Below are 24,454 nucleotides of genomic sequence, written 5' to 3'. Positions count from 1 at the left end.
TCAAAATCGGGAATTGTGAGCCATTTGGTGGCCTGCTTATTGCGCTGCAGAATGAGACTGTATAATTTTGTCAGAGCTGTATAAGGATCACCGGACGCTGATCGCCCGGGAGTACATTCGCCGCCGCTTTGGTAAGGAATGCCCATGCATCATCATATTGATCCGTACCGCAGGGACTCATACAGCCGAATCCCCATCTTGCTACTGGCCGCACTGGCACCGTTGCAGCTGAATCCCTGTCGCGCCGCCAGTGTCAGTGACGCGGCACCATCCGCGCCGGCAGCGGTTACCGAAGCAGCCACCCTAGAAACTTTGATAACGTCCATCCGCGCGGGAGATTTCAGTTCCGCCTATCAAATCGCCCATACACTGCTGGCAACGTACGAAGGTGAGGAAGCTTTCGATTTGATGTACGGCAGCGCCGCACTGGAAACCCACAACCTCAACGAGGCCTGGTTTGTATTTGACCGGCTACATAGCCGTTTTCCACAAAATCTCAACTACCACTTCGAGCTGGCGCGCTGCCAATATGCCATGGGGCAGATGCTGGCTGCGGAAAGTGGTTTTCAGACGGTGTTGGCAGCGGATCCGCTGCCAGCCATCGCCACCGCATCCCGTAACTACTTGCAACAAATCAGTCAGCAACAATCCCGTAGCCGACGCTCCTGGTCGGTGGCACTGGCAACAGCAGCCGGTTACGACACCAATATCAACACCGCCACCAGTGAACGGGAAATCGACCTGTTTGATGGCCAGTTGAGCGCGATTCTGAGCGAAGAACAGCGCGCCATACATTCAGGTTATTTTCGCTACTCTGCCGCCGCCCAGATGAGTTTGCCGCTCACCAGCAAGCGGCGGGTCTACAGTAGTGTCTCCTTCGCTCGCAAAGACAATAACGGCAATGACACCTACGACCTTGATGCCGTTCAATTCCGGGCGGGTGCCCAGCAGCTGCTGGGACAACACCAGCTGAATGCCAGCCTCGACTATGAATACTACTGGCTTGGCCACGACAGCCTGCAATCCATGCTGCAACTGACGACAGAATGGCGCTGGAATGGCTGGCAACACTGGCAGCCTCAGCTCGAACTCCATGTCAGCAGCAAAGACAGTCAGCTCAATGATGAAGCCGATACCCTGCAAATCGGCAGCCGGACAGCACTGGCATACCAGCAGGGACTCTGGAGCAGCATGGCGGGCGTCAGCTGGTCGAGCGATCTGGATGACCAGGCTGAACTGGCACGGGATACCGCAGGTGCCGATGCACGGCTGTCTTACCAGTTGAATTCACGTTTGGCACTGCATCTTCAGGGTCTCTATCGGCAGTACGATTACCAGCATGGCAACGATTTGCTCGCACCAGGCAAAGATCGCCAGGAGCACCTGGGTCAGGCCAGCATTGGCTGGCAATACCAGCTCTTGCACTGGCTGACGCTGCACAACCAGTTCAGTTATTTGCGCAACGCCAGTTCCATCAGCGTCTATCAGTATGACAGGGCACTGTTTGAGGCTGGCCTGACGGTCAGCTTCCAGAATTGAAGCGGAGGTTTTATGACAATCAGGATGCGTATCTTTTTTGGCACCATGGTCACCTTGTTCGGACTATTGACGACAATGGCTTATGCCGACGACAACGTCGGTACCGTGATCATGGCACGGGGCGAGGTTACAGCCCTCCAGCTGCAGCAAGATGTCCGTGTCCTCAAGCGCCGCAGCCCGGTTTATATGCAGGATACCGTCACCACCGGCAACAACAGCAAAGTGCAGATACGTTTTAACGACGATGCCCTGCTGGCACTGAATGCCAACAGCAGCCTGGTTGTACATCAGTACCAGCAACAGGCTACCCGCCACGATCAACCGGAAGTGGTCATGCAGCTGATTGAAGGGGGATTCCGGACACTGACCGGTAGCCTTGGCAAGGGCACCGCAGCCGCCTACCGGGTCGATACCCCGGTTGGCAGCATCGGCATTCGAGGCACACTTTACAGCGCCTTGCTGGACAAGGGCCGACTGCTGCTTGGCGTCTGGCAAGGCACCATTAGCATCACTACCGACGCTGGTGATTTTGTGCTCGGTCATGACGCAGATTTCCACTACGCCAGCGTGGATGCCGATGGCTTTACCGGCCTGCTGGAAGCACCGGCCGAACTTCAGGACAACACGGTCGAACAACCGCAAAGCACACCCAACAGCAATCAGCACAATACTTCCGCAGACGCCAACATCGCCAACAGCGACGTGCCACCGCCGCTTGATCAACAGGACAGCGCCCGCCTTCAAGCAATTCTGAAAGCGTCAGTAAATAGTGAGACAGATCCCGACGCCAACCCGGACACTCCGCCGATTGACGACAGCAGCCCGGACAGCCGCCTGACCAATACCGAATATCAGGCATTTTTGTCCAGTCACCGTCTTGGTGCTGTCGCCATGAACGGCGAGCTGCGGGTCGGCACCGTAGTGCAACTGGACGGTGAACAACCGTTATTTGTTGCCGTCAATGAAGCAGGTCAACTCGATGTCGTACGCTTTTCCGGCATCAGCTCAAAGGTCGACCAGCCAGACAACAATTTGGATGTCATTTGGGGTGTCTGGGACGGTAGTGATAGCGATATTGAGGTCTACTCCGATCGCGATTCTGATGAACATAGCGGCTATGACGGCATGGCGCTCTGGCTACACGGTACCCCGACACTGTCTTCCCAGTTGAGTTCTCTGTCTGGCAGTGTGCATTTTGCTGGCAACCTGGGTATCGGCTTTAATAATCTGGGACAGCCGCTGAGTGTTTCCGGGGGGCAGTTTGATCTCGACTTCAACACTGGCCGCGTTTCCAACGGCTCATTATCTGCCGGATTTGGTGATACCGGCGCCGATCTCTGGGCCATCAGCTTCGATGGCAGCATTCAGATTGATGGTAATAATTCACCACTGGTTAACCTGGATATCATGAATGGCCAACACGGCGATATCGGCATCAACACCGGCACCAGTGAGCTGGGTGGCATTCTGGTCGGCGAACAGGCTGATGCCTTCCTCGGTGGATTTGAACTGATCGACAACAGCAGCAACAGCGCCACCGGCGCGGTATTGTGGCAACACGCCAGTCCTAACTGAACACCTCTGACTGACGACTATTTTTGCTGATGCTGAAAGCTGCCGTCCCAGTCTGACGGCGGCAGCATCTCCCACTCTCGCAGTCGTTCCTGAAAGACCTGGTAAAGTTTGCACTGGGGATAACGCCAGACCAATTCGTCAAATGCCTCTCTGGCGGCACGCCAGTTAGCGCAGATATACAGATCCATGGCCCGACGATGATAGTCCAACTCTTCTCGGGTAGCTGCCGAGGTTTCACTGATCAACCCGAGTGGTTCAAAGACATCCAGCGCTTCGAGCTTGCCTTTGACCTGGATACGATCAACAAAACGGTATTCAAATTCCAGCGCCTGATGGCGGGTATTTTCGCCAACCAGCACATCAACCCCGTAATACTTGGTCAGGGATTCCAGTCGTGATCCCAGGTTGACAGCATCACCCAGCACCGTATAGGCACGGCGGTATGACGATCCCATATCCCCCACATTCATCGCACCCGTATTAACGCCAATGCCTGCCACCAGCCGTGGCCAGCCGCGTAATGCAAACGGCTGCTCCAACGTTCTGGTCACCTCAATCATGGCCAACGCGGCGGCGACGGCATGGCTGGCATGATCGACATCGTCCAGCGGTGCCCCCCAGAAGGCCATCACCATATCGCCGACGTATTTGTCGATGGTGCCTTCATGATCAAAAATGGTTTTGGTAACCGGCGTAAAATAACTACTCAGCAGCTGTTTCAGTTCGTTGGCGGGCAAACCTTCCGAAATACTGGTAAAGGATCGAATATCGCTGAACAACACCGTCATTTGACGGTTATCACCCTGAAACTGGTAAGCCGCCGGATCGTCGAGCATTTTTTCAATATGTGCCGGTGGCACATATTGGTCGAACATTCCCTTCAGCGTGCGACGACTTCTGCTTTCATAAACAAAGCCATAACCCAGGTTGAGTATCACCAGGGTAAAACACAACAGAATCAGTGGTGCCAGTGGCAAATCCAGCCCCATCGACCAGCATATCGCGTTAATCACGACCACCAGCAACAGCGCGGCAATACTGGATGGAATCGCTCGCAACGGCCCCATCCCAGGCAATACAACCGACAGCAGCAACCCGGTCAGTATCATTAACAGAAACGTCGCCCCCGGTTCCCACTCTGGACGATAGGGAAAACTGCCGTTCAGGAGTGCATCGATCACATTGGCGTGAACTTCGACACCGGGATACTGGGTACCGACCGGCGTTGTTCGCAAATCAGCCAAACCCTGAGCGCTGGTGCCCACCAAGACCAAAGCACCTTCCAACACGTCGCTTGCCACCCGTCCGGCCATAATGTCAGCGGCCGAGATATACCGATAGCTTCTGGCTGGCCCTTTATAAGGAACAATCACTCGCCCGAGTGCATCGGTGCGCACCTGGATACCCGCCACCGCCAGCTGCCTTGGTACCATGACATCACCCAGACGAACTATCTCTGTCTCCAGCTGCCAATCGAGCAAGTAGATCATCACCATGGCCAGTGACAACGACGGGTACAGTTGATCGCCATAGCGCATCACCAACGGCGTGCGTCTGATACTGCCGTCACGGTCAGTAAAAGTGGAGACAAAACCGGCTCCAGCACTGGCTTCCGCAAATAATGGTAAATTGCCGTTATAGCCCGGGCTGGCCAAAAATGTCATCGGTACACCAGAAGGCAGTTGCGCCACCGGAGCAGGCAGTACGCCGCGCGTATCCGTACTGTTGTCGCTGAAAAAGAATCCTGCCACGACATCTAGCCGTCGCATCGTACTGGCCAGTAAGGTGTCGGGATCCGGGGCCGATTTCATCAGTTCCAGCAGCATTAAACGCTGCTGCTCTGGGACAGTATCCAGCCAACGACCCAAAGGTTGTTGTTCCGCTTCAGCCAGCACAATATCAAGACCAACAACCGCCACACCAGCGTCCGCCAGACGGGTCAGTAATTGCGATAACTGCCGACGGCTCCAGGGCCAGCGCCCCTGCTCTGCCAGCGAGGACTCGTCAATATCGACAACGATAACCGGCACCCTGCTGTCCGCATCACCAGCATAATGATCAGACAACAGACCGAAACGCCAGTCGTACAGCAAATAATCCAAACGCTGCAGCCAGAATCCACTACCACTTTCGAGACGGTTACAGGCCAGTGTCAGACAGACGGTGATCAGAATACCGGCGTAAACCGGCACTCGTCGGCGTAAAAGCCGTTTATCGAAAGGGGCAAAAAACATGTACTGTTTCCGGTTGAAAAAACACCAACCCGGCAAAGATTGATGGGATATTAACCCGACTTGATGAACAACCTGATAAGGTCAATCCGAGACAACTGCACCAGAAATTTACAGGCGTTATCAAACCAGTTCAATATCGCACCAAAAAACAACACATCAATAACAAACTATCCCGAGATAATTCGGCCTCGATAGACTCGGGTAGACGGTCCAATACGCTCACGGTCATCAATCATGGTGGTGGCACCACGGTAGGTTCTATCCATAAGTTGTCTGGATGGTGGCTCCTGGGTCGGCAAAAACTCCTCTACCAGGGCCAACAGATCCTGACTGACGCCGCTTTTTACAAGGTTTCTGAGGTCGTCTTCCAGTGAAGGCGAATCATAGTGAATCATGCAGCCCTGCTCTTCTTTCGCTAATCGCTTTATTTTTTGTAGTAGCGCGATATTGATGCGGTTGAATTCAACCATGTGGTTCCCCCCAAAGTGGTTCTGGAAAGTTCACTGCAACGCTCATACCATAGTTTTGCTCTCGGCGATTATTTGCCCCACGGGACGATCCAGCTGGCGCTCAATGTAGCCGCTAAACTGGGATGCCACACTCTCCCAACTCAATTGTTCAGCCGTTGCTCGGGCGGCTTTACCCAACGCCACCAGATCACTGTCGACCAATGCTTCTGCCGCCGCGACAAAGGCAAAATCTGCAGCATGACCGTCCTCTCCCGTTAATGCCAGTACACCATTAAGACCGGTGCGGACGTGCATATGCGCAGCCGCCAGATCAAAGGCAACCACTGGCAAGGCGCTGGCCATGGCTTCCAGCGTCACCAGGCCGAACGTTTCCGTCACGCTGGGGAACACAAACAGATCCGCAGAAGCGAAATGCCGGGCCAGTGCTTCACCGGTTTGTACCCCGGCAAAAATCACCTCCGGGTGGCTGGTCTGAATCTCGTCACGCATGGGGCCATCTCCGACCATCACCAGTTTGAGATCCGGGCGTGAAACACGCAAACGGTCATAGGTTGCAATCGCCAGCGGGATGTTCTTTTCGGCAGCGATACGCCCGACGTACAGCATGACCCGATCGGCTTCTCCAACCTGCCATGCCTGGCGTAGCCCTGAACTGCGCCGACGAGGGTGAAACAAGGTGCAATTGACACCGTGTGGCAGCACCTGAACATTATGGAAGCGTGATTCACGCAGAAAGGCAGCAACCTCTTCGGAAGGCACCAGAGTCCCGGCGGTACGATTGTGGAAGCGTCGCAACCAGTTCAAAGTCAGTGTTCGAATCCAGCCCAGCCCGTAATAACTGCTGTAGCGATGGAAATTGGTGTGAAAAGCGCTCAGCACCGGAATATGGCGCTCTATGGCCAAATTAAGCGCCGAGTTACCCAATGGGCCTTCGGTGGCAATAAATACAAATTCAGGCTGAAATCGCTCCCAGGCTGCGCGTATTTCACTGCGTGCTGGCCAGCCGATTTGCAAATCAGGGTACATGGGGATGGTCAGACCACGACACCACACCTCCTCGACTTCCGGTTTCCATTCCGAACGGGGGCGGGTGCGAATCAGCTGCACCTGGAAACAACCGGGATCCAGAGCATTAATTAACTGGCGCAAGGAATTCGCGACGCCATTAACGTCGGGAACATAAGTCTCAGTGACAATACTGATACGAAGCGAAGCCATACTTCTCTGGCACTCTGGCTAAATTTGACCAGTGTGCCAGCGCGAACGTGACACTTTGATGAAGCATGACAGCATACCGGGTATTCTCCGCCAGCCATTATCCGCAGAATGTAATACTGGCATCAGCGCTCAAATAATCAGCCACCGTAGCCTGGCCAGTAATAGGCGAAACAGACGTCATCCGCAAACCAGCCAGAAATATCTCAATGCTCACCTGGAGAGGAACGAATAACCCCTCGTCAATATTGCGGATTCAGCAATACATCCCGGCAGGCCCAAAAGCCTGCATTCCAGGATTCGAATCGGTGAAATTCCTAGTGTGTGACTTCTGCAACGTTTAACTGCTGCAGGTTTTCTTCACTCAGTTTGGAAAGCCGATAACGCAACTGCCGTGGCGTCAGCCCCAAAACCTTGGCAGCCATCGTCTTATTACCATTACATTTGTCGATTGCGGCGTGAATATCACTCAGTTCGTCTTCCTGCACGCGCTGGTAAGGGCGAGCATATAGCGTTTTGAAGTTAGGGACGACCTGGGTTGCCAGAATCTGGGCGATTTGCGCGCCAAGGCAGTGCACCAAATCAAGACTGACTTGATCCAGGCGTGCACCACGGAGATCCATCACCAAAACCGCCAATACAGACTGGCGCAACACCAGTGGCACCAGCAGGCAACGATCTTGCAAGGTGAGGCCACAAGCTTGGGGATCAAACCGTTCAGGACGCTCACTACCATCCTTGATAACCAACCACTCTCGCGACTCAAACTGACGACACAGGGCGTGCTGGACAGCAAAGCTGTAAACGCCATTAGTCACGCCGGTTGAACAATACTGCGCCTTGAAACGACTCGGCGAATCGGGCAAAGCAATTGAGACATTGCGCAACTCAGTGTGCTCGGAAATCAGCATCAGCAGGCGCTGAATGCTTTCCTCGTCCTGGTAACGACCTTCAATAATTTCAGTAAGCCCCGTAAGCCAGTGGGCAACGGTAGTTGGCTTGGGCTGGCGGTAGTCTTGGATATCAGCGATTTTATACATGGGCAGATCCTCCTTTGTATAGTCTTTCGCAAACTCCGTACCAGCTATTAGAAACAGGCCAATAAAATTTATCAGGAACCGGTTTCAACAAAAATACCGCTGCAGAAGCCACAATAATGAGCAAAAACACGCTCTATAAGCTGTCTTTCAGAGCTTTTGGTATCAATCCTGTCGTTACCCGATCCCAGTGATGGCAGAAAAAATATTGCGATCTATCAATAACCATTACACTAAAACCAGCACTCATCACAAAAATGCACAAAGAATTATCACAAAGACGACACAGTCGAGTCAAAAGGGTGCAGAAAGGGGGTAACTCTAACGAGGTAAAACGCAGACAATCGGAGTAAAACGAGCCGACGGCCAAAATAGTCGAGATTGCCAGTAGTCTCGCTGGAGGCAAGCCCTCGGCAAGGGTAATCATGCCTCCGGTGTTCGGCATATCTGCTTGTGTTTCAAACGACCTGATAACTAACCAGCCGTGTCTGCGGTCAGGCAAACTATCAGGCAACCCTCAGGCAATGCTGGGATCATCGTCTGGCAAGTACTCTTTTTTCAGCCAACCGGCAAAAAATCGACAGGCGTCCTGGCTGGTCAAAATGCCAGCCAGTCGTTCATGGCGCATAACAACCACTGCATTGATTCCTTCTTCAGCCATACAGGACAGCACGACATCAAGCCGAGTATGCAAATCCACTTTAGCAAAACGTCGCTGGCACATATCACCTGCCGTCAGACCCTGGCTATCTTCCAGATCGTGGCCCGGCAGCTGTGCCAGCTTAATCTCTTCAGAACTCAGCAGCCCGGCAACCTTCACTCCATCCATAACAGGTAAGTGATGACATTTGTGCTGCGCCATTAGATCAGCAGCCTCTGTCAGTGAAGTATCCTCGTTAACATGCAGCGGGAATGCCGTCATTACCTCAGTGAGCGTTGGCATATGTCTCATACAACGGGTCTCCAATATTATTTTTTTGCTGTACGACCGGGGGAAGCGATGATCAGTCGTCAGATGCGCCAGCCGAGTACCTGAAGAAGCGCCGGAGTTACATCCATACGAATGGAACCTCCCCACCCTGTCAGACTCCGATACGACCTAATGTATCAACGATTTGTCGCAAGATTTCCGAGAGCGTCGGATGATCCTGATCAAAGCGGATGGCATACTCCTGCAAACCCTCAACAACATCGGCGTTGTCCGTCAGCTCCATAACTTCAATGTCTTCCGCGACTTTCCTCATCAGTTCAGCAGTCTCTTCATCCAATTCAGGATTGGCTGACAATTCCTCATGTAAACGCTGAAGCTGTTCTTTTAGCGGGCTTCCCATAAAACACCTCTCATTTTCTACAGTCTGCTTGATCATGGCACGTTGTCTGACGATATGGTCATTGTGTATCAGGATACTCTATCAGCAGCTGATCTTGCGCACGATTGTGTGAACCTGATTACATTTAACAACAACACCGATAACGCCAGCGAGTTTTTAGCGAAAGGAACCATTACCGTCAGATGTCATAAAGCAACGCGGTTCAAGCAGGGATCAGTAAAGATGGGACAACGCCTACAAGCATCAGGCTGAGGACGTTGTTCCATTATGGCAAGGGCAGCTGTGACTAGCGGGCGTTCTCAATGATCAAACCGAGCCTGCTGAGAGCCCGTTGGTTTCAGAACAAGGCATGAGGAGCGCGATTGGGCGAGCTAAACAAGTGACGAATAACGCCGTACTGGAAGTCACTGGCCTCAGCCCCAAGGGTCAGAGTCAGGGTCAACATCCCGCCAGGCGGTGTTATTGGACTTGAAAAGGACTCGCCATTCTCGGCGTCCAACGCCTTGCCTGACGGGATTTTTCCTCCTGACAGGCCGTGGCAAATAATTGAGAACGCTCCCTAATACGTCGCCTGGCAGAAAATAGGCATATCACAGGATTCGGCGAGGCGTTTGAAGGCAGGAAAATTGGCATGATCGCCAATGTAGAGCAATGGATTACGAGACAAATCCAGAGATTGCAGTTGCGGCAATATCCGGCCCAACACGTTAAGCAACATACTGTGGCTACTCGCCAGAGGTACCCACAGCTCCTGCTGCCCGGAAATTCTGGACAAAAAGCCAAGTAACAGGTTTGAGTTTTCATCAATACTGGAACGTGAATCGGTATACACCAGGTTCAGCCACTGGCTTTGGGGTAGATGATAAAAATTTGCCATGTGTACAGCCGTCGGCAGCAGATTTTCTGCCAGCAACTGTATTCTGGCCGTCGTTTCCTCGTCAGATACATCCCCAGTATATGGGACTGGTATCTGAACCAGCTTCACACTCCATCCTGGTGATGTGATGAATTCCTCTGGAATCCGGGCAAACATAACTTCCTCAGGCTTACCCAGCCTTTGCGCAGCTTCCATTTTTCCTCCGTTTGACACGGCCTACTGACCGGGCCAGCTATTCGCTACAAGTGAATCTAACGATAGCTATTGCATATGCAGTGCCAATAACGGAAAAACGGCATTTAAAAACAAACAGGCTTACAGGTTGAGTATTTCGACAATCACACTCTTGATGACAAAACCCAGCATGCCCAGCCCCAGTGCAAAAAACAGTACTCCCATCCCAAATTTGCCCGCATTTGAGCGTTTGGCAAGGTCGTAGATGATAAACATCATAAAGCCGATCAAAATGGCAATGCCGATTGTCATGCCTGCATTCTCAACGTGACTGATGTTCATCGGTGTTACCTTCTCCGCAGCTGTGGTAAAAATCGGTGCGACACTTTAACAAAAGCCGCATGGCGCGGCACCCTCTACCGTTACCGTATGCAGGCACCGTTATTCGATGACTCCAGACTTTGATGTATGCATTGTTGGCGCGGGCGTTATCGGCCTGGCGATCGCCCGACAGCTATCCCGCCATTATTCGGTCTTGATACTTGAGCAGGCCGACATGGCTGGCAGCGAAACCAGCAGCCGCAACAGTGAAGTCATTCATGCCGGCCTTTATTATCCACCAGGTTCGCTAAAGGAAACCCTTTGTATCCGGGGCCGGGAGTTGACCTATCCGTTTTGTCAGCAGTTTGACATTCCCCATCAAAAAACGGGCAAGCTTATTGTCAGCCCAAGCGCGGCTCATCCGGAACTGGAACGTCTGCAGCAAACGGCCAAACGCCTCAATATTCCATTGCATCATCTGGACAGCCAGCAAATAAAACAGATGGAACCGGAAGTCGCGGCGGCAGCAGCACTCTGGTCGCCGGAAACCGGCATCATCGACAGCCACCAGTTTATGCAAGCCTTGCAACATCAGGCTGAGCAAGCCGGAGCACTACTGGTTTGTCGCAGCCAGGTCACCGGTGCTCACAGCAGCGGGCCGCTCTGGAAGGTTGACGTCGAAACCCCTGACGGCCCTTGGCACATTCACTGCCGGGCCGTCATCAACGCTGCCGGTCTGCAAGCCATATCACTGATGGCAGCACTTGAAGGAATTAACACCCATACCACTGACACTTCTGTCCACACCAATACCCGTATCCCCCAACTGTTTCCGGCTCGGGGGCACTATTTCAGTTATCAGGGCAAAAGCCCGTTCCGGCATTTGGTGTATCCATTACCCGAACCAGGGCTGGCTGGCTTGGGGATTCATGCCACGCTCGATCTGGCGGGGCAACTGCGTTTTGGTCCGGATGTCGAATATCTGGATCAGCACACGGCATTTGGCCCTTCGCGCTATGCCGTAAGCGCCGATTTGCGCAGTCAGTTTGCCGGAGCCATACGCCGGTATTGGCCAGGCCTGGACGAAAATAATCTGCACGCGGCTTACGCCGGTATCCGGCCAAAACTGAGCGCGCCAGGCTGTCCTGCGGTCGATTTTGTAATCACCCGCAGCGATATCAGTACACCACCGATATGGCACCTGCTGGGTATCGAAAGTCCGGGGCTGACATCCGCACTGGCGATAGCGGAGCTTATTGAAAAAAAACTGGCGGCAGAAATCGGATAACACGGGGCATTACTGACAATGTGTCGCACTAACACTACAACAGTCGCCATGTTTAATGACAAACGCTAACATTTCACTGGTATAACCAATCCCGGCTACTCACGACACACGAATCGTCACCAATTCATCGGTGTATTACCATCACACCTGTCTCCGACAGAACAATGGCCTGCTAGGCTGGGATGATAACGATATGTCAGGAACCGTTCGGGAGCTCAAATGATTCACCCATTGCCAATCGCCACCGTCATTATCGAGGACAATGTGAGTACGATATTGCCTTGTGAGGCCCAGATTCCCATTACGTGCGACCAGTGTGAAGCGGATACCAACGTCAGTATTGCTGATCTGAAAGCGCTGGCACCGATTACCTGCCAGCATTGCGGAGCCAGGCGTGCATTCACTCAGGCAGAGCTTGAAATTACCCGTCTGGTACTGGCCCAGGCCGGTTACTATTTTTCCTGATGCTATACATATCGCGGCTCGCCACTATCTGGGCGGTCACATACTACCGACGGCAATTTGTGTCAGCATAGCCGATACCACCACCGTCATCATGCCGCTACTATCGGCAAATCACTGCCCCCTTGTCATCTGAAATCAAATAAGTGTTTGAAAAATATAACAAAATAAAAGAGGTATAATATTTGCTAAAACAGGATAGATGCTAACCAACCCGCTCACTGAAGAGCAGGTCACATATCCTGAGGTTCACAGCCATGCTACTCAATGCACTCACCAGCTACTTGCAGCACCAGAGCGCCTCCATAACACGGGAAAGTGACACGACCAGCGCGGTTACACAGCCCAGCGGCGACACGTCTCTGACATCTCGTAATACGCCAGACAGCTATCAGCCTTCAACCCGTGCAATCCTGATCAGCGCGCTTGCCAGTGATATCAATGTGAACGAACTGGACGATACAACACTCAATCATCTGCAAGACTCATTGCAGCAGTTCGGTCTGATCAGCCCCCGCGACTTGTCCGGTATGTCACTCTTACGCCAAGCCATGCAGGGGGCAGAAACAACAACCAACTCCGTTGAGTTACTGGATCACCTTGCCGCACAGGAGCAACCGTATCAGCAACAGCAGGCCGTCAAACGCTTACAGGCACTCTTCCACAACCTGGCATCCGCCCAGCCGTCTCCTCAGGCAGCCTGATTACTGTCCAGTCTGCCTGCATTGACTATTGCATTGAGTACTGCATTTCACCCTAATGTCACGGAGCTGAAAAAGAACTGTCACACTGACACCTCAGAGTAAAGAGTCATATGTAGAGACCTGATGGCACCATGACTGCACTCGTAAACCGCGTCACGATTGTGACGGAAACTTTTGCCCCCGAGATCAATGGCGTTGCGCATACGCTGTCGCAACTCGTTGATGGCATGAGAGCGCGCGGTATTCAGGTTCAAATCATTCGTCCACGCCAGCACAAACAGGATCAGCCAGCCAACGAACATGGGCTACAAACCGCGCTGCTGCCTGGCATGCCATTACCCGGATACAAGGAGCTGAAATTCGGCGTTCCCCTCACTGGCCGCATTTCTTCCGTCCTGCAACACTTTGCTCCCGATGTTATTTATGTTGCAACGGAAGGCCCGATGGGATGGGCGGCCGTTCGTGCTGCACGTAAAACCGGCGTGGCCGTCATCAGCGGCTTCCACACCAATTTCCATCAGTATATTGAACATTATCGTATGGCCGGGCTGGAAAAACTCGCCTATCGCTATCTGCGCTATTTCCACAACCGGACCGCCGCGACACTAGTACCCACCCGTACTCAACGTGACGAACTGGACGCCCATGGCTTCCACAATGTGCGCGTGTTATCACGGGGAGTCGACAGCCAGAAGTTCAACCCCTGCCATCGCAGTAACGCACTGCGCCGCTCCTGGGGTGCGGGCGAACATGACCTGGTGCTGCTGTATGTGGGGCGTATAGCGGGAGAAAAAAACATGGATCTGGCGCTGGCGGCCTACCGCAGACTGCTCAATACCGATGAACAGGTACGTATGGTGCTGGTTGGCGATGGCCCCGAATTACCCGCCATTCGCGCCCAACATCCCGAAATCATTTGTTGTGGCATGCGCCGTGATGAAGATCTGGCCGCTCACTATGCCAGCGGTGATATTTTTCTGTTCCCGAGCAAAACCGATACGTTTGGCAATGTCGTCACCGAAGCCATGGCTAGCGGGCTGGCGGTTGTCAGTTTTGACTATGCCGCCGGTCACGAGCATATCACCTCCGGCACAACCGGTATGCTTGCCCCATTCGGCGAAGACGAAGCCTATATCAAGCAGGTAGAAACCCTGTCCGACAGCCCGAATTTACTGCAAAAAATTCGTCAGGAAGCCCGTTCACGTGCAGAAAAGATTTCCTGGAACAGCATTGTGGACGAGTTCATCCAGCGCCTTAGCGGCGCCAATACCAAGGTAACCCCTAATGGCAATCGCAAAGCAGTTACAGCCAAAGACAGCGCTACTGTTCAGTAAAGCCGATCGATTCGAGCTGAGCCTGTGCCAGCTGATGAACCGGATGGGATACAATCGCAGCGTACGCCTGTTTTTCAAAGGCATCAGCCGCGCAGGCGACGGCGAGTTCTGGTATGTACTGGGGCTGCTGTTGCCGCTGATATTCGGCATTGAAGGACTGGCCGCACTCGGCCATATGGCCATCACCGGCTTACTTTGTGTCGGCATCTACAGCCAACTGAAAAACAGGCTGGTACGCCAGCGGCCTTATATTTCGTTTGCAGCCATTCAAGCACACACGGCTCCGCTGGATCTTTACAGTTTCCCGTCGGGACACACCATGAATGCGGTTAACTTTACCGTGCTGATCAGCTTTTTCTTCCCGCTACTGTTCTGGGTGGTTGCCCCCTTTGCCCTGCTGGTGGCACTGTCCCGCGTTATTCTGGGGATGCACTACCCGACCGACGTGCTGGTTGGCGCGTCACTCGGTATGTTGCTCAGTTATGGTTCTCTGGCTATTTGGCCGGCAGGTATGTTCGCGTTTATTATTTACTAAGAACCACACGTTATCGGCTTGGTCGCAACACTCGTTATTGCAACACTCGGCTGCACTTCACCCAAACAAGCATCAAAACAGGCGTCCCTGGGCCGGGTCGCTACCGCAGTGTCTGGCACCAATCCCCAGCAGACGTACCTTTTTATCCTGACGTCGCATGGCGCTGGAAATCAGCCGGGTAAACCCATTGAGATCGGCCGGAATATCATTATCGGCCATCGTCGTTTGGGTAAAATCAGCGAATTTGACCTTCACAAAAGGGGCCAGCTCTTCCGCACGCCAGCCAGTATTCACCACTCGTTGCTGCCAGCGCAGCCACAAATCGGGTAACTGCAGCAGGCACTCGGCTTCACTGTCCAGATCGCTCTGAAAAGTTCGCTCGACACTGACCGTCTTGCGTTCTCGAACCTCCCGCAACGGCCGATGATCAATACCATGACAACGCTCGTACAGGATTGCCCCCATACGGCCGTAACGATGGATCAGATGCCCCATGGATAACGCCTGCAAATCGGCACAAAGGTGCAAGCCATCAGCCGCTAGCCGCTCACCCAGTTTTGGCCCGACTCCGGGAATTTTACGTATCTCAAGCTGACGCACAAACGCCGCGACCTCATCGGCAGGAATCTGCCGGAGACCATTCGGTTTGTTGATATCACTGGCGATTTTAGCCAGATACTTGTTGGGCGCAATACCGGCAGACACCGTCACACCGACCTGGTGTGCCACTTCCTGGCGAATAGCCTGGGCCACGGCCAGGGCGTTCTCACCAACAGGCAATTCAAGATAGGCTTCATCTATGGAGACCTGCTCAAACACCCGCGCATACTGACGCATGATCGCCATAATCTGCCTGGATGCTTGCTGGTATCGCACCATATCTCCCTTTACCAGCACCAGATCAGGACACAATCGCAGCGCCAGCCCTGATGCCATGGCCGATCGCACCCCATAACGCCGTGCAATATAATTGCAGGTCGAAATCACGCCGCGTCCGGATGGGTCACCCCCCACCGCCAGAGGCAGCTGCCGCAGCGCTGGCTGATCCCTCATTTCAATGGCAGCGAAGAAGCAGTCACAATCGATATGCAGTACCTGACGTGGAGAAGTATCCATAATGCAGCCCCATAAACTGTACATCCATACAGTATCAGATACCCAGGTATGGGGGAATACCCAAATCGTACCGCCAACCAGGCCATAATTTGGGGCATACAGCACTCACTGTCGTGGCGCATACGGTCAACCAGTGTTAGCCTGAAGCAGTTGAAAAAAGGAACCCAAAGTGAACGACGACAACCAGGCAAAAGAAATATTTTTAACCCGGATCGAGAACGATGATCACCTGTTCTCAGTGACACTGGGCTACATTGACAAGTACTACGAATTTTCCGCTGCCGCATTTACTAACGGTGAGCTGGAAAACAGCCAGGAACAGAATCAGGGCTCATGTCGGGTACTGGCACTGGCCAAGCTGCTGCAACTGACGGATGAACAAACCCTGTGCTGCTTTGGCGAACACTATCGCGATGTTCTGGCGAGCCCGAGCGGTGACAGTCATCAGAACATTCGCCAGTTACAACAACATGGCCTCGAAGGCGTACGCTTCGAACAATTGCCATTGAGAAAAAAATAGTATGGCCACGCCTGTGCTGGATATGAAAACCGGGATGACTCCCCTGACCACACTGACATTTCACAGCACTGAGCCAGAGGTCATCAGCGCCGATCTGCAACGCCGACGCTCCGAGGCTCCGGCACTGTTTCAGGGCCTTCCCTGCCTGATTTCCCTGCAGCATCTGGATCCCGAGCAGACCAGCCTTGCCAGTCTGACGACATTATTGCGCCAACATGGACTGGCGCCCGTCGGAGTACGTTACAGCTCAGCGGCATGGCACTCTGCCTGCGATGCCCTGTGTCTGGCAGATTTTGGTCAGTCATCGGTCAAGCCGGTACGGCAGCAACCGACGCCAACGCAGCCGGACAGTCAGGAACAGGAACTACAGCCAATAGCGGCCCGTGCCGTCAAGGTTCACAGCAGCAACGTCCGCTCCGGCCAGCAACTGTACTTTGATGGTGATCTGGTGGTGATGGGCATGGTCAGCCCTGGTGCCGAAGTGCTGGCAACAGGTGATATCCAGATTATGGGCGCGTTGCGCGGCAAGGCGCTCGCCGGTATCAAGGGTAATCCTGATGCCATGATCAGCTGCCTGCAATTTGATGCCCAGCTGACCGCCATTGCTGGCCACTATCAGCTATTTGAAGATGACCACACATTGAAAAACAGCAGCGTACTGGTTCGGTTGGTCGATGACCAATTAACCATCACCGGCTCGGAAAAATAACCAAACCTGCAGGATGAATACCTTGGCAAAGATAATCGTGGTGACCTCCGGAAAAGGCGGAGTAGGAAAAACAACCACCAGCGCTGCATTTGCAGCCGCATTGGCCATGCAAGGCCATAAAACCGTTGTTATCGATTTTGACGTAGGTTTGCGTAATCTGGATCTCGTCATGGGTTGCGAGCGCAGAGTTGTTTACGACTTTGTCAATCTGATACAGGGGGAATCCACCTTGTCCCAAACCCTGATCAAAGACAAGCGGCTTGAAAACCTCTACGTGCTGCCAGCCTCACAAACCCGTGACAAGGACGCCCTGACCATTGAAGGGGTCGAAAAGACGCTTAACGAACTGGCAAAAACCTTCGATTTTATCGTCTGTGACTCACCCGCCGGTATTGAGCATGGTGCTCAAATGGCGCTCTACTTTGCCGAAGAAGCGATTATCGTGACCAATCCTGAAGTCTCTTCCGTACGGGATTCAGATCGCATCATCGGCATTCTGCAAAGCAAATCCCGCTTGGCGGAACAGGGCGGGTCGGTCAAGGAGCACCTGCTGCTCACGCGCTACAATCCAGAACGGGTTGAACGTGGCGAAATGCTGTCAGTCACCGATGTGGAAGACATTCTGGCAATTCCATTACTCGGCGTCATCCCGGAATCCGAAGCCGTACTCAAAGCCTCCAACCAGGGCGTTCCGGTGGTGCACGACAGCGACAGCGACGCCGGTCAGGCCTATGCCGACGCCGTCGCCCGTTATCTGGGAGAGGATCGTCCACACCGTTTTCTTGAGAAGCAAAAAAAAGGCTTTCTGAAACGGGTTTTTGGAGGTTGATATGAGCTTGTTAAAACGATTTCGCAAGGAAAGCACCACCTCCGCGTCTGTCGCCAAAGAGCGTTTGCGAGTACTGGTCGCGCACGACCGGCTACGTACCAACGGCCCGGACTATCTGCCACAACTGGAACGGGAAATACTCGCGGTGATTCGAAAATACGTCGAAGTTGGAGACGAAGACGTCAATGTTCATCTGGAAAACCATGGCCAGACATCCATCCTTGAACTCAACGTGACCCTGCCTGATCGCTAAACCCCTGCGGCCTCGCGTATACCCTCGTCAGTCGGGAGTATTTCGTTCGTTAACCCGCCCGGCCTTCCCAACCAGCACTCTGTGTGGGAAGGCCGGGCAGCGGTTAATCAATCGACAACCCCGCCAGCTTGCACAGCAACTGCACAAACGCCATGCAGTTATCCAGATCAGCGCTTTCATCCATGGTGTGATAACCCGTCGTCGGAATTTGCAGCGTGGTGCCATCCACCAAGCCACCCGACGCTGCCACGATACGTCCCATCTCGGTACTGCCAAGGGATTTGGGAGACAGTCCGGCGGCTACCAGACGACGATTATTATCTTCAATATATTCATCCTTGAAACGATAACTCAAGCCCAGCTGCTCACAGCCGGTGACCAGCGCCTGAGTCAAGTCACGGTTAAACCCGGCGTTGGCATCCTTGTGCCGTAGTACCAGCTGTTGCTCATTGGCCGCCGCGATATCCGGATAGGGACTGGTATCCACCACCACCAACTGGTTGGTGGAGCCACCAAAACGCCGGAACCACTCCAGCAAATAACGCCAACTGCGTCCTGCCTCTTCCTGCGCAGTAAAAAACGCCGTACCACGAAAACCCAGCTCGAACAGATACACCAGAACCGCAGCGGTCAGCACGTTATCCAGTTGTCCGTACAACCGGCCCTGCAGAATCCGCAACTTGTCCTGAAAAGCGACCGGCGTACCGGCCACCAGATGCGACATACCGTCCAACTCAAAAATCAGGTTATTACGGTAAGGACAAATGTAGGCATTACGAATGCTGCCCTGTCCACGATACGCCCCCGACCAGGGGTCATAGGCAAACACCCCTTCACTCACAAAGCGGTCAACAATCTGCAACATCAGCTCTTCAGAAACCGAATTACCCAACAGATCCGAACGCCCGCCACAGACAAAAGCAGCGTACTGAAACTCGTTCGGGCCAGTACATATCAATCCATGGCGGTCAATGTGGGCAGAAAACATCAACGACTCCGGTTCACTGCCCTGTGCCACCAGCAAGCCTTCATACCAGGTGACTTTGGCACCACGATCTTCCAGCTCACGTTGTAACACCCGGAAAAACGAGTGTTCGGCACCCACCACTGACGGGCTGCGGATAAGGCTTTTGATAATGTCCAACAAAGGGGCCGGCAAGGTCATGGCAAATCCTGAAAGCAAAAATCGAAAAAGAGCAGATGACACCGGAACAGTACCCGGTGCCAATGAATGCAGTAAAAATACCTCGCAGACTCGAGAGCAGTTACTGACTAATCGGAAAAATCGACATCAAAACCGAGTAAATCCTCAAGCCTCCTCCGCTCAATAATCGCCTCGGCGCGACGTTTTTTACGTTCATAATCTTCACTGCGATGACGCAAGCGACGCGGAGGCTGATCCTCATCATCATCGTGATTATTCTCAGATTCATGGAAAGACGGGCGCATATTGACCTCCTTTGGTTCATGACACGGGACACCGTACTCAATGCGCTGTTTATCCAGAGAATTCCCCAATAGGAAGTGAATTATCACTATCCTGTCGAGAAGAAAAATTCGTTGGTCTTCATCAAGGTACGCAGTCAAAATCTGCGCCCCCGCAAACCAGCACCAACCGAGTCCCCCTGCCCCGTTGAATACGCCTCTGTTCCGTCATATCGAAGAGCAACTGCTGTGTAACGGCCTGGCCATCTGTCAGCCATTCGATTTGCAGCTGCCATCGACGCCTCTGTCGGAGCTGTCGCATCCACTCCGAACACGCGTTCTGAATCTGGGGGAGCAAAAAAAATTACAACTCGCTGGCACTGGCCGAGAACAGTCACACCAGCTGAATCGTCAGATACGCCGCGACCGGATTCATTGGCTAACAGCACAAGACCCGGCTGAAAAAGCCTGGCTGGACTTTATGGCGCAGCTGCAACAACACCTCAATCGCACGTTGTTACTGGGGTTGTTCAGCTACGAGTGCCATTTTGCCCATTACCAGCCTGGCGACTTCTATCAAAAACACAAAGATGCCTTTAGCGGCCAGTCCAACCGTATTCTCAGTACCGTGCTGTATCTCAACCCCGACTGGCAACCAGACGATGGCGGCGAACTGCTGATTTATAGTGACGAGGAAAGCGACTCGGTAAGATCCCGATTACTGCCCCAACTTGGCACCCTGGTCACGTTTTTAAGCGAAGAGTTTCCTCACGAAGTACTGGCGGCTAATCGGCACCGCTACAGTATTGCAGGCTGGTTCCGCCTCAACAGCAGTGTCAGTAATCGGGTTGATCCTCCCCGTTAATTAATTGCAGATGCGGCCGATAACACTCCAGGTACCTAGACACTGTATAACCGGAGCATCGCCCATGAACTGGTCCAACCTTGGCCTGACCACCAAAATACTGCTACCTATTTTGCTTACCGGCGCACTGATGCTGGTACTGTCTTATATGCAAATCACCACTCTTGAGCGTCTCGCCAAGGAATACGGTCACATCTCCACCGAATACCTTCCCGGCATCAGCCTGGTGCTGAATGCGGACAGGGATTTGTATCAGGCCCAACTGGCTGAACGCAGTCTTGCACTAGGTCTGAAAAATCCGGGACTGGTCAGAGAGCACGCCGACAACTTACAGCAGGTAGCAGACCGTATCAGCAAGATCAAAACACTGGATATGTCTGCCTCAATCCATAACCAGGCGGATACCTTTCTCAGCGCCTTCGGCGTCTGGCGAGACAAGAGCACCCGCTTTGTCAGCGAGCTCGCCACCAATACCCATTATCCTGACGCAGCTGCCAGTATCAGCACCGGCAAACTTTACGACGAGTTCAACAGAATACGTGCTTTACTGGACGCACTGGGTGAGTCCGTTACCCAAGAAAGCCTGTCGGAGCATGTATTGAGCGATCAGGATCGAATCGACTCCCGCAACCGTATTCTGCTGATGCTGGTATTGGCAGTGCTGATTGTCGGTAGTTTCTCCGTACTCTTCCCCAGAGCCATTACCACGCCGATTAATCGCATGGCCAGAGAACTGCAAACCCTGGCCAATGGTCAGGGCGATCTGAATACCCGCCTGGACAGCAACCGCAAGGATGAAATTGGCGAACTGGCGCGCCACTTCAACGCCTTTCTCGACAACCTCAAGGGCATGATCACCCATATCCGTCATGAAGCCAGTGGCATTCAGCACACCACCGATCAGCTGCACAGCAGTGCCGAAGTCAGCCAGCGGGTCAGTAACGACTATAGCCACACCATGGATATGGTAGCCACCGCGAATGAGCAAATGGGTCTGGCCATCCAGGAAGTATCAAGCAATACACAGCAGGTATCTGCAGAAGCACAAGCATCCGATCGAACCGCCAAAACCGTCGCCAAAGAATTTGGCCTGGCGATGGACGAATTACGCACGCTGGTATCACGGGTCGATGATTCCAGCGAAGTAATCCGGGCTTTGGAAGCCGAAACCACCAATATTGCCTCGGTACTGGATGTGATCAAGGGGATTGCCGAACAAACCAATTTACTGGCACTGAATGCCGCCATTGAGGCCGCCAGAGCCGGAGAACAAGGTCGGGGCTTCGCGGTGGTCGCCGACGAGGTACGTACACTGGCCAGCCGCACCCAACAGTCGACCGGCGATATCAATGAAATGATCGAACGCCTGAGAGCCGGTGTCGAACGCGCGGTAGGAGCCATGAATGAAAGCCAGCACAAGGCCGAACAAACCGTGACTCATGCCAGCCGCTCACAAGAAAATATCCAGACCATTTCAGACTCGCTGATGAATATCAGTGACAACATCCTGCAAGTCGCCTCTGCGATCGAGGAACAGACGTCGGTTATCACCGACATCAACCATAACCTGTCGAGTGCCAAAACGCTCAGTGCCCAGGGCAAAAGCAGTTCTGATACCGTGAACAACTCGGTCAGCGACCTGCGCTCCAGAGCGGCCAGCCTTAACCATCAGGTCGCAGGATTCAAGGTCTGAGCAACACCCTCACCGCCAGCAGATACTGCAATCCGGCACTGCAAATCCGGCACAAATGCCAAGTCGGATTGCAGTGCCAAATGACGGTTGTGGTTGTAATGGTTCTTCCATTAATCCAGTGTCACCACCACTCGACCACGCACTTTACCTTCCAGCAGTGCAGTCGCCGTTTCGATGACGTGCTCCAGACCAATCTCATGAGCAATCCCCGTCAGCATGGATTCATCCACCAACCCGGCCAGCTGATCCCAGGCAGACACCCGATCGGCTTTCGGTCGCATCACGCTGTCTATTCCCGCCAGCGTCACACCACGCAGAATAAATGGCATCACCGTGGTGGCCAGATCGGCTCCCTGAGCCAGGCCACAAGCGGCAACGGTGCCACCATAACGGGTGCTCGCCAGCACATTGGCCAACGTGTGACTCCCCACCGAATCCACCGCCCCAGCCCACCGTTCCTGCTGTAACGGTTTGCCCGGCCCGGATAACAACTGACGATCGACAATCTCGGCGGCACCCAGTTGTTGCAGATAATCCACTTCATTCGGGCGTCCGGTTGACGCCACCACCCGGTAGCCCAAACGGGATAACAAGCCGATCGCAAAACTGCCAACACCGCCATTGGCACCGGTGACCAGAATATCGCCCTGCTCTGGCGTCACGCCGTTACGCTGCAAGGCATGCACACACAGCATGGCGGTATACCCTGCAGTGCCTATCGACATTGCCTCACGGCCAGACAGACCTGCTGGCAATCGAATAAGCCAATCACTGTTCAGCCGCGCACGCTGGGCCAGCCCGCCCCAATGCACTTCACCCACACCAAAGCCGTTTAACAACACCGTGTCACCCACCGCAAAGGCATCACTGCTGCAGGCTTCGACCGTGCCGACCAGATCAATACCGGGCACCATGGGAAAGCGGCGGACAACCGGGGCCTTGCCGGTAATCGCCAGCCCATCCTTGTAGTTAAGGGTAGAATAATGAACCCGTACCGTCACATCGCCCTCTGGTAACGTATCGTCCTCCAGTTGCGTCAACTCGGCGTGGTAGCCCTTGTCATCCTTGTTAATCTGAATCGCCTTGAACATTACAGCCTCCGTCCGGCTACGCCGGTGTTGTGAATCTATGACACTCACGGCCAAATTAGACCGATCGTCTTTTATTGATTTGAAAAACACCCAGCTGTTATACCCTGGCGTTACCCAAGGTTGATTTACCCCCGTGTCAGAGAAGCCAGAAACCAATCACGAAAACGTCGCATCGGTTGGGTGCTGCGCTCCAGCCGCGCCCGCATCACCGCACCTTCCCAGCCAACCCAAAAGATATTAGCCAACACTGCACAGTCTTCGTTGACAGCGATCATCCGTTGTTGCTGTGCCTGTTCCAGGCACTGCTGCAGCTGCAGCTCCCAGCCAGCCAAGATGGCTTGTAACGGCTGGCGCAGGCTCTCCGGCAACTGGCCCACTTCCTGCCCCAGGTTGCCAACCAGACAACCACTGCGGTAGTCGTGCTGCTCCATCCAGCGCATCGCACTATTGGTAAAATGTTCGATCTGTGCCAGTGCGGGCAGCTCGCTGTCGTGAAAGCTGCGCGCCAGTACCTTGTCAAAATAGCGGCCATAACTTGCTACTACCGCCGCAATATAGGCCTCTTTACTGGCAAAGAAGTGGTAAAAAGACCCTTTCGGAACACCTACCCGCTTCAGTACCTGGTCGATACCGGTTGCCGCAAAGCCCTGCTCCGTCAGTACATCTATGCCACTACGCACCAGTAATGCACGGGTCTCGCTGACACTGCGACCATCTTTGGGCGGGCGTCCGCGGCGACGGGGTGACTCGGCGGCGGTGATATCGGCGGGCGTTGGTGTCGTTGGTTTATTCATTCGTATATATTAGACCGACTGTCTCATTAATGACAAGCCCCGGATTCCCCCCCGCGTTGTCCA

The 24,454-nt window shown here is 53.6% G+C and carries 26 protein-coding genes; 13 read left to right on the top strand and 13 right to left on the bottom strand.

The genetic code is table 11. The features are described from left to right. Positions 1 to 144: 144 nt before the first annotated feature. Both WG929_RS00650 and WG929_RS00645 read left to right on the top strand, forming a co-directional pair. Complete coding sequence (locus WG929_RS00650) at positions 145 to 1,539, top strand: hypothetical protein (RefSeq protein ID WP_416204448.1); 1,395 nt, start codon at positions 145 to 147, stop codon at positions 1,537 to 1,539. Between the two features lie 12 nt (positions 1,540 to 1,551). Continuing rightward, positions 1,552 to 3,114: a FecR family protein gene (locus tag WG929_RS00645; protein ID WP_416204447.1), complete on the top strand. Its 1,563-nt coding sequence runs from the start codon at positions 1,552 to 1,554 to the stop codon at positions 3,112 to 3,114. Positions 3,115 to 3,131: 17 nt separating this feature from the next. Here the strand turns inward: WG929_RS00645 and WG929_RS00640 are convergent, their stop codons facing one another. The 8 genes from WG929_RS00640 to WG929_RS00605 form a co-directional block, all read right to left on the bottom strand. Then, positions 3,132 to 5,348: a CHASE2 domain-containing protein gene (locus WG929_RS00640; RefSeq protein WP_416204446.1), complete on the bottom strand. Its 2,217-nt coding sequence runs from the start codon at positions 5,346 to 5,348 to the stop codon at positions 3,132 to 3,134. A 167-nt stretch (positions 5,349 to 5,515) separates the two neighbouring features. Further along, on the bottom strand, positions 5,516 to 5,818 hold the full coding sequence (locus tag WG929_RS00635; protein WP_416204445.1) for a hypothetical protein: 303 nt from the start codon (positions 5,816 to 5,818) through the stop codon (positions 5,516 to 5,518). Positions 5,819 to 5,860: 42 nt separating this feature from the next. After that, positions 5,861 to 7,036 (bottom strand): glycosyltransferase family 4 protein, encoded by a 1,176-nt coding sequence (locus tag WG929_RS00630; RefSeq protein WP_416204444.1) that lies wholly within the window; start codon positions 7,034 to 7,036, stop codon positions 5,861 to 5,863. 314 nt (positions 7,037 to 7,350) lie between these two features. After that, entirely contained in the window at positions 7,351 to 8,073 is a 723-nt protein-coding gene (locus WG929_RS00625; protein WP_369857110.1) for a helix-turn-helix domain-containing protein, read from the bottom strand. A 514-nt stretch (positions 8,074 to 8,587) separates the two neighbouring features. After that, entirely contained in the window at positions 8,588 to 9,022 is a 435-nt protein-coding gene (locus WG929_RS00620) for a CBS domain-containing protein (RefSeq protein WP_416204443.1), read from the bottom strand. 130 nt (positions 9,023 to 9,152) lie between these two features. After that, positions 9,153 to 9,437 (bottom strand): DUF4404 family protein, encoded by a 285-nt coding sequence (locus WG929_RS00615; RefSeq protein WP_369857108.1) that lies wholly within the window; start codon positions 9,435 to 9,437, stop codon positions 9,153 to 9,155. A 523-nt stretch (positions 9,438 to 9,960) separates the two neighbouring features. Further along, a complete protein-coding gene (locus WG929_RS00610; RefSeq protein ID WP_369857107.1) occupies positions 9,961 to 10,278 on the bottom strand; it encodes a hypothetical protein in 318 nt (105 codons plus the stop codon). A 315-nt stretch (positions 10,279 to 10,593) separates the two neighbouring features. Next, positions 10,594 to 10,794, bottom strand: a complete 201-nt coding sequence (locus WG929_RS00605) for a DUF2788 domain-containing protein (protein ID WP_369857106.1) — start codon at positions 10,792 to 10,794, stop codon at positions 10,594 to 10,596. 106 nt (positions 10,795 to 10,900) lie between these two features. Between WG929_RS00605 and WG929_RS00600 the strand changes: the two genes are divergently transcribed. The 5 genes from WG929_RS00600 to WG929_RS00580 all read left to right on the top strand — a co-directional run bounded on the left by WG929_RS00600 (position 10,901) and on the right by WG929_RS00580 (position 15,096). Then, entirely contained in the window at positions 10,901 to 12,061 is a 1,161-nt protein-coding gene (locus WG929_RS00600) for an NAD(P)/FAD-dependent oxidoreductase (RefSeq protein ID WP_369857105.1), read from the top strand. A gap of 219 nt (positions 12,062 to 12,280) precedes the next feature. Next, positions 12,281 to 12,526 carry a hypothetical protein gene (locus tag WG929_RS00595; RefSeq protein ID WP_416204442.1) on the top strand — a complete coding sequence of 82 codons (246 nt, stop codon included), beginning with the start codon at positions 12,281 to 12,283 and terminating at the stop codon, positions 12,524 to 12,526. Between the two features lie 254 nt (positions 12,527 to 12,780). After that, complete coding sequence (locus WG929_RS00590) at positions 12,781 to 13,227, top strand: hypothetical protein (protein ID WP_369857103.1); 447 nt, start codon at positions 12,781 to 12,783, stop codon at positions 13,225 to 13,227. A gap of 131 nt (positions 13,228 to 13,358) precedes the next feature. Continuing rightward, positions 13,359 to 14,561, top strand: a complete 1,203-nt coding sequence (locus tag WG929_RS00585) for a glycosyltransferase family 4 protein (protein WP_416204441.1) — start codon at positions 13,359 to 13,361, stop codon at positions 14,559 to 14,561. Beyond that, positions 14,512 to 15,096, top strand: coding sequence for a phosphatase PAP2 family protein (locus WG929_RS00580; protein WP_369857101.1), 585 nt, complete (start codon positions 14,512 to 14,514; stop codon positions 15,094 to 15,096). Before WG929_RS00585 ends, WG929_RS00580 begins: the two co-directional genes overlap by 50 nt. Positions 15,097 to 15,168: 72 nt before the next feature. On the opposite strand, the gene dinB is transcribed toward WG929_RS00580, so the two are convergent. Then, on the bottom strand, positions 15,169 to 16,212 hold the full coding sequence (gene dinB, locus WG929_RS00575) for a DNA polymerase IV (RefSeq protein ID WP_369857100.1): 1,044 nt from the start codon (positions 16,210 to 16,212) through the stop codon (positions 15,169 to 15,171). A gap of 169 nt (positions 16,213 to 16,381) precedes the next feature. Between dinB and WG929_RS00570 the strand changes: the two genes are divergently transcribed. From WG929_RS00570 to minE, 4 genes are read left to right on the top strand one after another with little or no spacing between them, the layout of a single operon-like run. Further along, positions 16,382 to 16,732: a HopJ type III effector protein gene (locus WG929_RS00570; RefSeq protein WP_369857099.1), complete on the top strand. Its 351-nt coding sequence runs from the start codon at positions 16,382 to 16,384 to the stop codon at positions 16,730 to 16,732. Position 16,733: 1 nt separating this feature from the next. Beyond that, positions 16,734 to 17,441 (top strand): septum site-determining protein MinC, encoded by a 708-nt coding sequence (minC, locus tag WG929_RS00565; RefSeq protein ID WP_369857098.1) that lies wholly within the window; start codon positions 16,734 to 16,736, stop codon positions 17,439 to 17,441. 22 nt (positions 17,442 to 17,463) lie between these two features. Continuing rightward, positions 17,464 to 18,270, top strand: a complete 807-nt coding sequence (minD, locus tag WG929_RS00560; RefSeq protein ID WP_416204440.1) for a septum site-determining protein MinD — start codon at positions 17,464 to 17,466, stop codon at positions 18,268 to 18,270. Position 18,271: 1 nt separating this feature from the next. After that, on the top strand, positions 18,272 to 18,523 hold the full coding sequence (gene minE, locus WG929_RS00555) for a cell division topological specificity factor MinE (RefSeq protein ID WP_369857096.1): 252 nt from the start codon (positions 18,272 to 18,274) through the stop codon (positions 18,521 to 18,523). A 103-nt stretch (positions 18,524 to 18,626) separates the two neighbouring features. Here the strand turns inward: minE and WG929_RS00550 are convergent, their stop codons facing one another. Then, the gene (locus WG929_RS00550; protein WP_369857095.1) at positions 18,627 to 19,688 is read right to left on the bottom strand and encodes a peptidase M42; all 1,062 of its coding nucleotides are present in this window, start codon (positions 19,686 to 19,688) and stop codon (positions 18,627 to 18,629) included. A 107-nt stretch (positions 19,689 to 19,795) separates the two neighbouring features. Beyond that, positions 19,796 to 19,972: a hypothetical protein gene (locus WG929_RS00545; protein WP_416204439.1), complete on the bottom strand. Its 177-nt coding sequence runs from the start codon at positions 19,970 to 19,972 to the stop codon at positions 19,796 to 19,798. A gap of 184 nt (positions 19,973 to 20,156) precedes the next feature. Here WG929_RS00545 and WG929_RS00540 point away from each other — a divergent pair, with 184 nt between their 5' ends. Together WG929_RS00540 and WG929_RS00535 are read left to right on the top strand one after the other, a co-directional pair. Continuing rightward, on the top strand, positions 20,157 to 20,813 hold the full coding sequence (locus tag WG929_RS00540) for a 2OG-Fe(II) oxygenase (protein ID WP_416204438.1): 657 nt from the start codon (positions 20,157 to 20,159) through the stop codon (positions 20,811 to 20,813). Positions 20,814 to 20,877: 64 nt separating this feature from the next. After that, entirely contained in the window at positions 20,878 to 22,506 is a 1,629-nt protein-coding gene (locus WG929_RS00535; protein WP_416204437.1) for a methyl-accepting chemotaxis protein, read from the top strand. Between the two features lie 110 nt (positions 22,507 to 22,616). Here the strand turns inward: WG929_RS00535 and acuI are convergent, their stop codons facing one another. Together acuI and acuR are read right to left on the bottom strand one after the other, a co-directional pair. After that, on the bottom strand, positions 22,617 to 23,597 hold the full coding sequence (gene acuI / locus WG929_RS00530) for an acrylyl-CoA reductase (NADPH) (RefSeq protein WP_416204436.1): 981 nt from the start codon (positions 23,595 to 23,597) through the stop codon (positions 22,617 to 22,619). 125 nt (positions 23,598 to 23,722) lie between these two features. Next, the gene (gene acuR, locus WG929_RS00525) at positions 23,723 to 24,391 is read right to left on the bottom strand and encodes an acrylate utilization transcriptional regulator AcuR (RefSeq protein WP_416204435.1); all 669 of its coding nucleotides are present in this window, start codon (positions 24,389 to 24,391) and stop codon (positions 23,723 to 23,725) included. Positions 24,392 to 24,454: the final 63 nt, after the last annotated feature.

Origin of the sequence: Oceanobacter antarcticus (assembly GCF_044962685.1) — a bacterium.
In the GTDB taxonomy this organism is placed as follows: Bacteria; Pseudomonadota; Gammaproteobacteria; order Pseudomonadales; family Oceanobacteraceae; genus Oceanobacter; species Oceanobacter antarcticus.
This window is presented reverse-complemented; position numbering and strand designations above follow the sequence as displayed.

Coding starts and splice junctions, on each gene's coding strand:
- WG929_RS00640 (WP_416204446.1), bottom strand. CDS start 5,348: ATGTTTTTTGCCCCTTTCGATAAACGGCTTTTACGCCGACGAGTGCCG.
- WG929_RS00610 (WP_369857107.1), bottom strand. CDS start 10,278: ATGGCAAATTTTTATCATCTACCCCAAAGCCAGTGGCTGAACCTGGTG.
- WG929_RS00630 (WP_416204444.1), bottom strand. CDS start 7,036: ATGGCTTCGCTTCGTATCAGTATTGTCACTGAGACTTATGTTCCCGAC.
- WG929_RS00535 (WP_416204437.1), top strand. CDS start 20,878: ATGAACTGGTCCAACCTTGGCCTGACCACCAAAATACTGCTACCTATT.
- WG929_RS00645 (WP_416204447.1), top strand. CDS start 1,552: ATGACAATCAGGATGCGTATCTTTTTTGGCACCATGGTCACCTTGTTC.
- acuR (WP_416204435.1), bottom strand. CDS start 24,391: ATGAATAAACCAACGACACCAACGCCCGCCGATATCACCGCCGCCGAG.
- WG929_RS00635 (WP_416204445.1), bottom strand. CDS start 5,818: ATGGTTGAATTCAACCGCATCAATATCGCGCTACTACAAAAAATAAAG.
- WG929_RS00595 (WP_416204442.1), top strand. CDS start 12,281: ATGATTCACCCATTGCCAATCGCCACCGTCATTATCGAGGACAATGTG.
- minE (WP_369857096.1), top strand. CDS start 18,272: ATGAGCTTGTTAAAACGATTTCGCAAGGAAAGCACCACCTCCGCGTCT.
- WG929_RS00550 (WP_369857095.1), bottom strand. CDS start 19,688: ATGACCTTGCCGGCCCCTTTGTTGGACATTATCAAAAGCCTTATCCGC.
- WG929_RS00580 (WP_369857101.1), top strand. CDS start 14,512: ATGGCAATCGCAAAGCAGTTACAGCCAAAGACAGCGCTACTGTTCAGT.
- WG929_RS00650 (WP_416204448.1), top strand. CDS start 145: ATGCATCATCATATTGATCCGTACCGCAGGGACTCATACAGCCGAATC.
- minC (WP_369857098.1), top strand. CDS start 16,734: ATGGCCACGCCTGTGCTGGATATGAAAACCGGGATGACTCCCCTGACC.
- acuI (WP_416204436.1), bottom strand. CDS start 23,597: ATGTTCAAGGCGATTCAGATTAACAAGGATGACAAGGGCTACCACGCC.
- WG929_RS00615 (WP_369857108.1), bottom strand. CDS start 9,437: ATGATCAAGCAGACTGTAGAAAATGAGAGGTGTTTTATGGGAAGCCCG.
- WG929_RS00585 (WP_416204441.1), top strand. CDS start 13,359: ATGACTGCACTCGTAAACCGCGTCACGATTGTGACGGAAACTTTTGCC.
- WG929_RS00600 (WP_369857105.1), top strand. CDS start 10,901: ATGACTCCAGACTTTGATGTATGCATTGTTGGCGCGGGCGTTATCGGC.
- WG929_RS00590 (WP_369857103.1), top strand. CDS start 12,781: ATGCTACTCAATGCACTCACCAGCTACTTGCAGCACCAGAGCGCCTCC.
- WG929_RS00545 (WP_416204439.1), bottom strand. CDS start 19,972: ATGCGCCCGTCTTTCCATGAATCTGAGAATAATCACGATGATGATGAG.
- dinB (WP_369857100.1), bottom strand. CDS start 16,212: ATGGATACTTCTCCACGTCAGGTACTGCATATCGATTGTGACTGCTTC.
- WG929_RS00625 (WP_369857110.1), bottom strand. CDS start 8,073: ATGTATAAAATCGCTGATATCCAAGACTACCGCCAGCCCAAGCCAACT.
- WG929_RS00620 (WP_416204443.1), bottom strand. CDS start 9,022: ATGAGACATATGCCAACGCTCACTGAGGTAATGACGGCATTCCCGCTG.
- WG929_RS00605 (WP_369857106.1), bottom strand. CDS start 10,794: ATGAACATCAGTCACGTTGAGAATGCAGGCATGACAATCGGCATTGCC.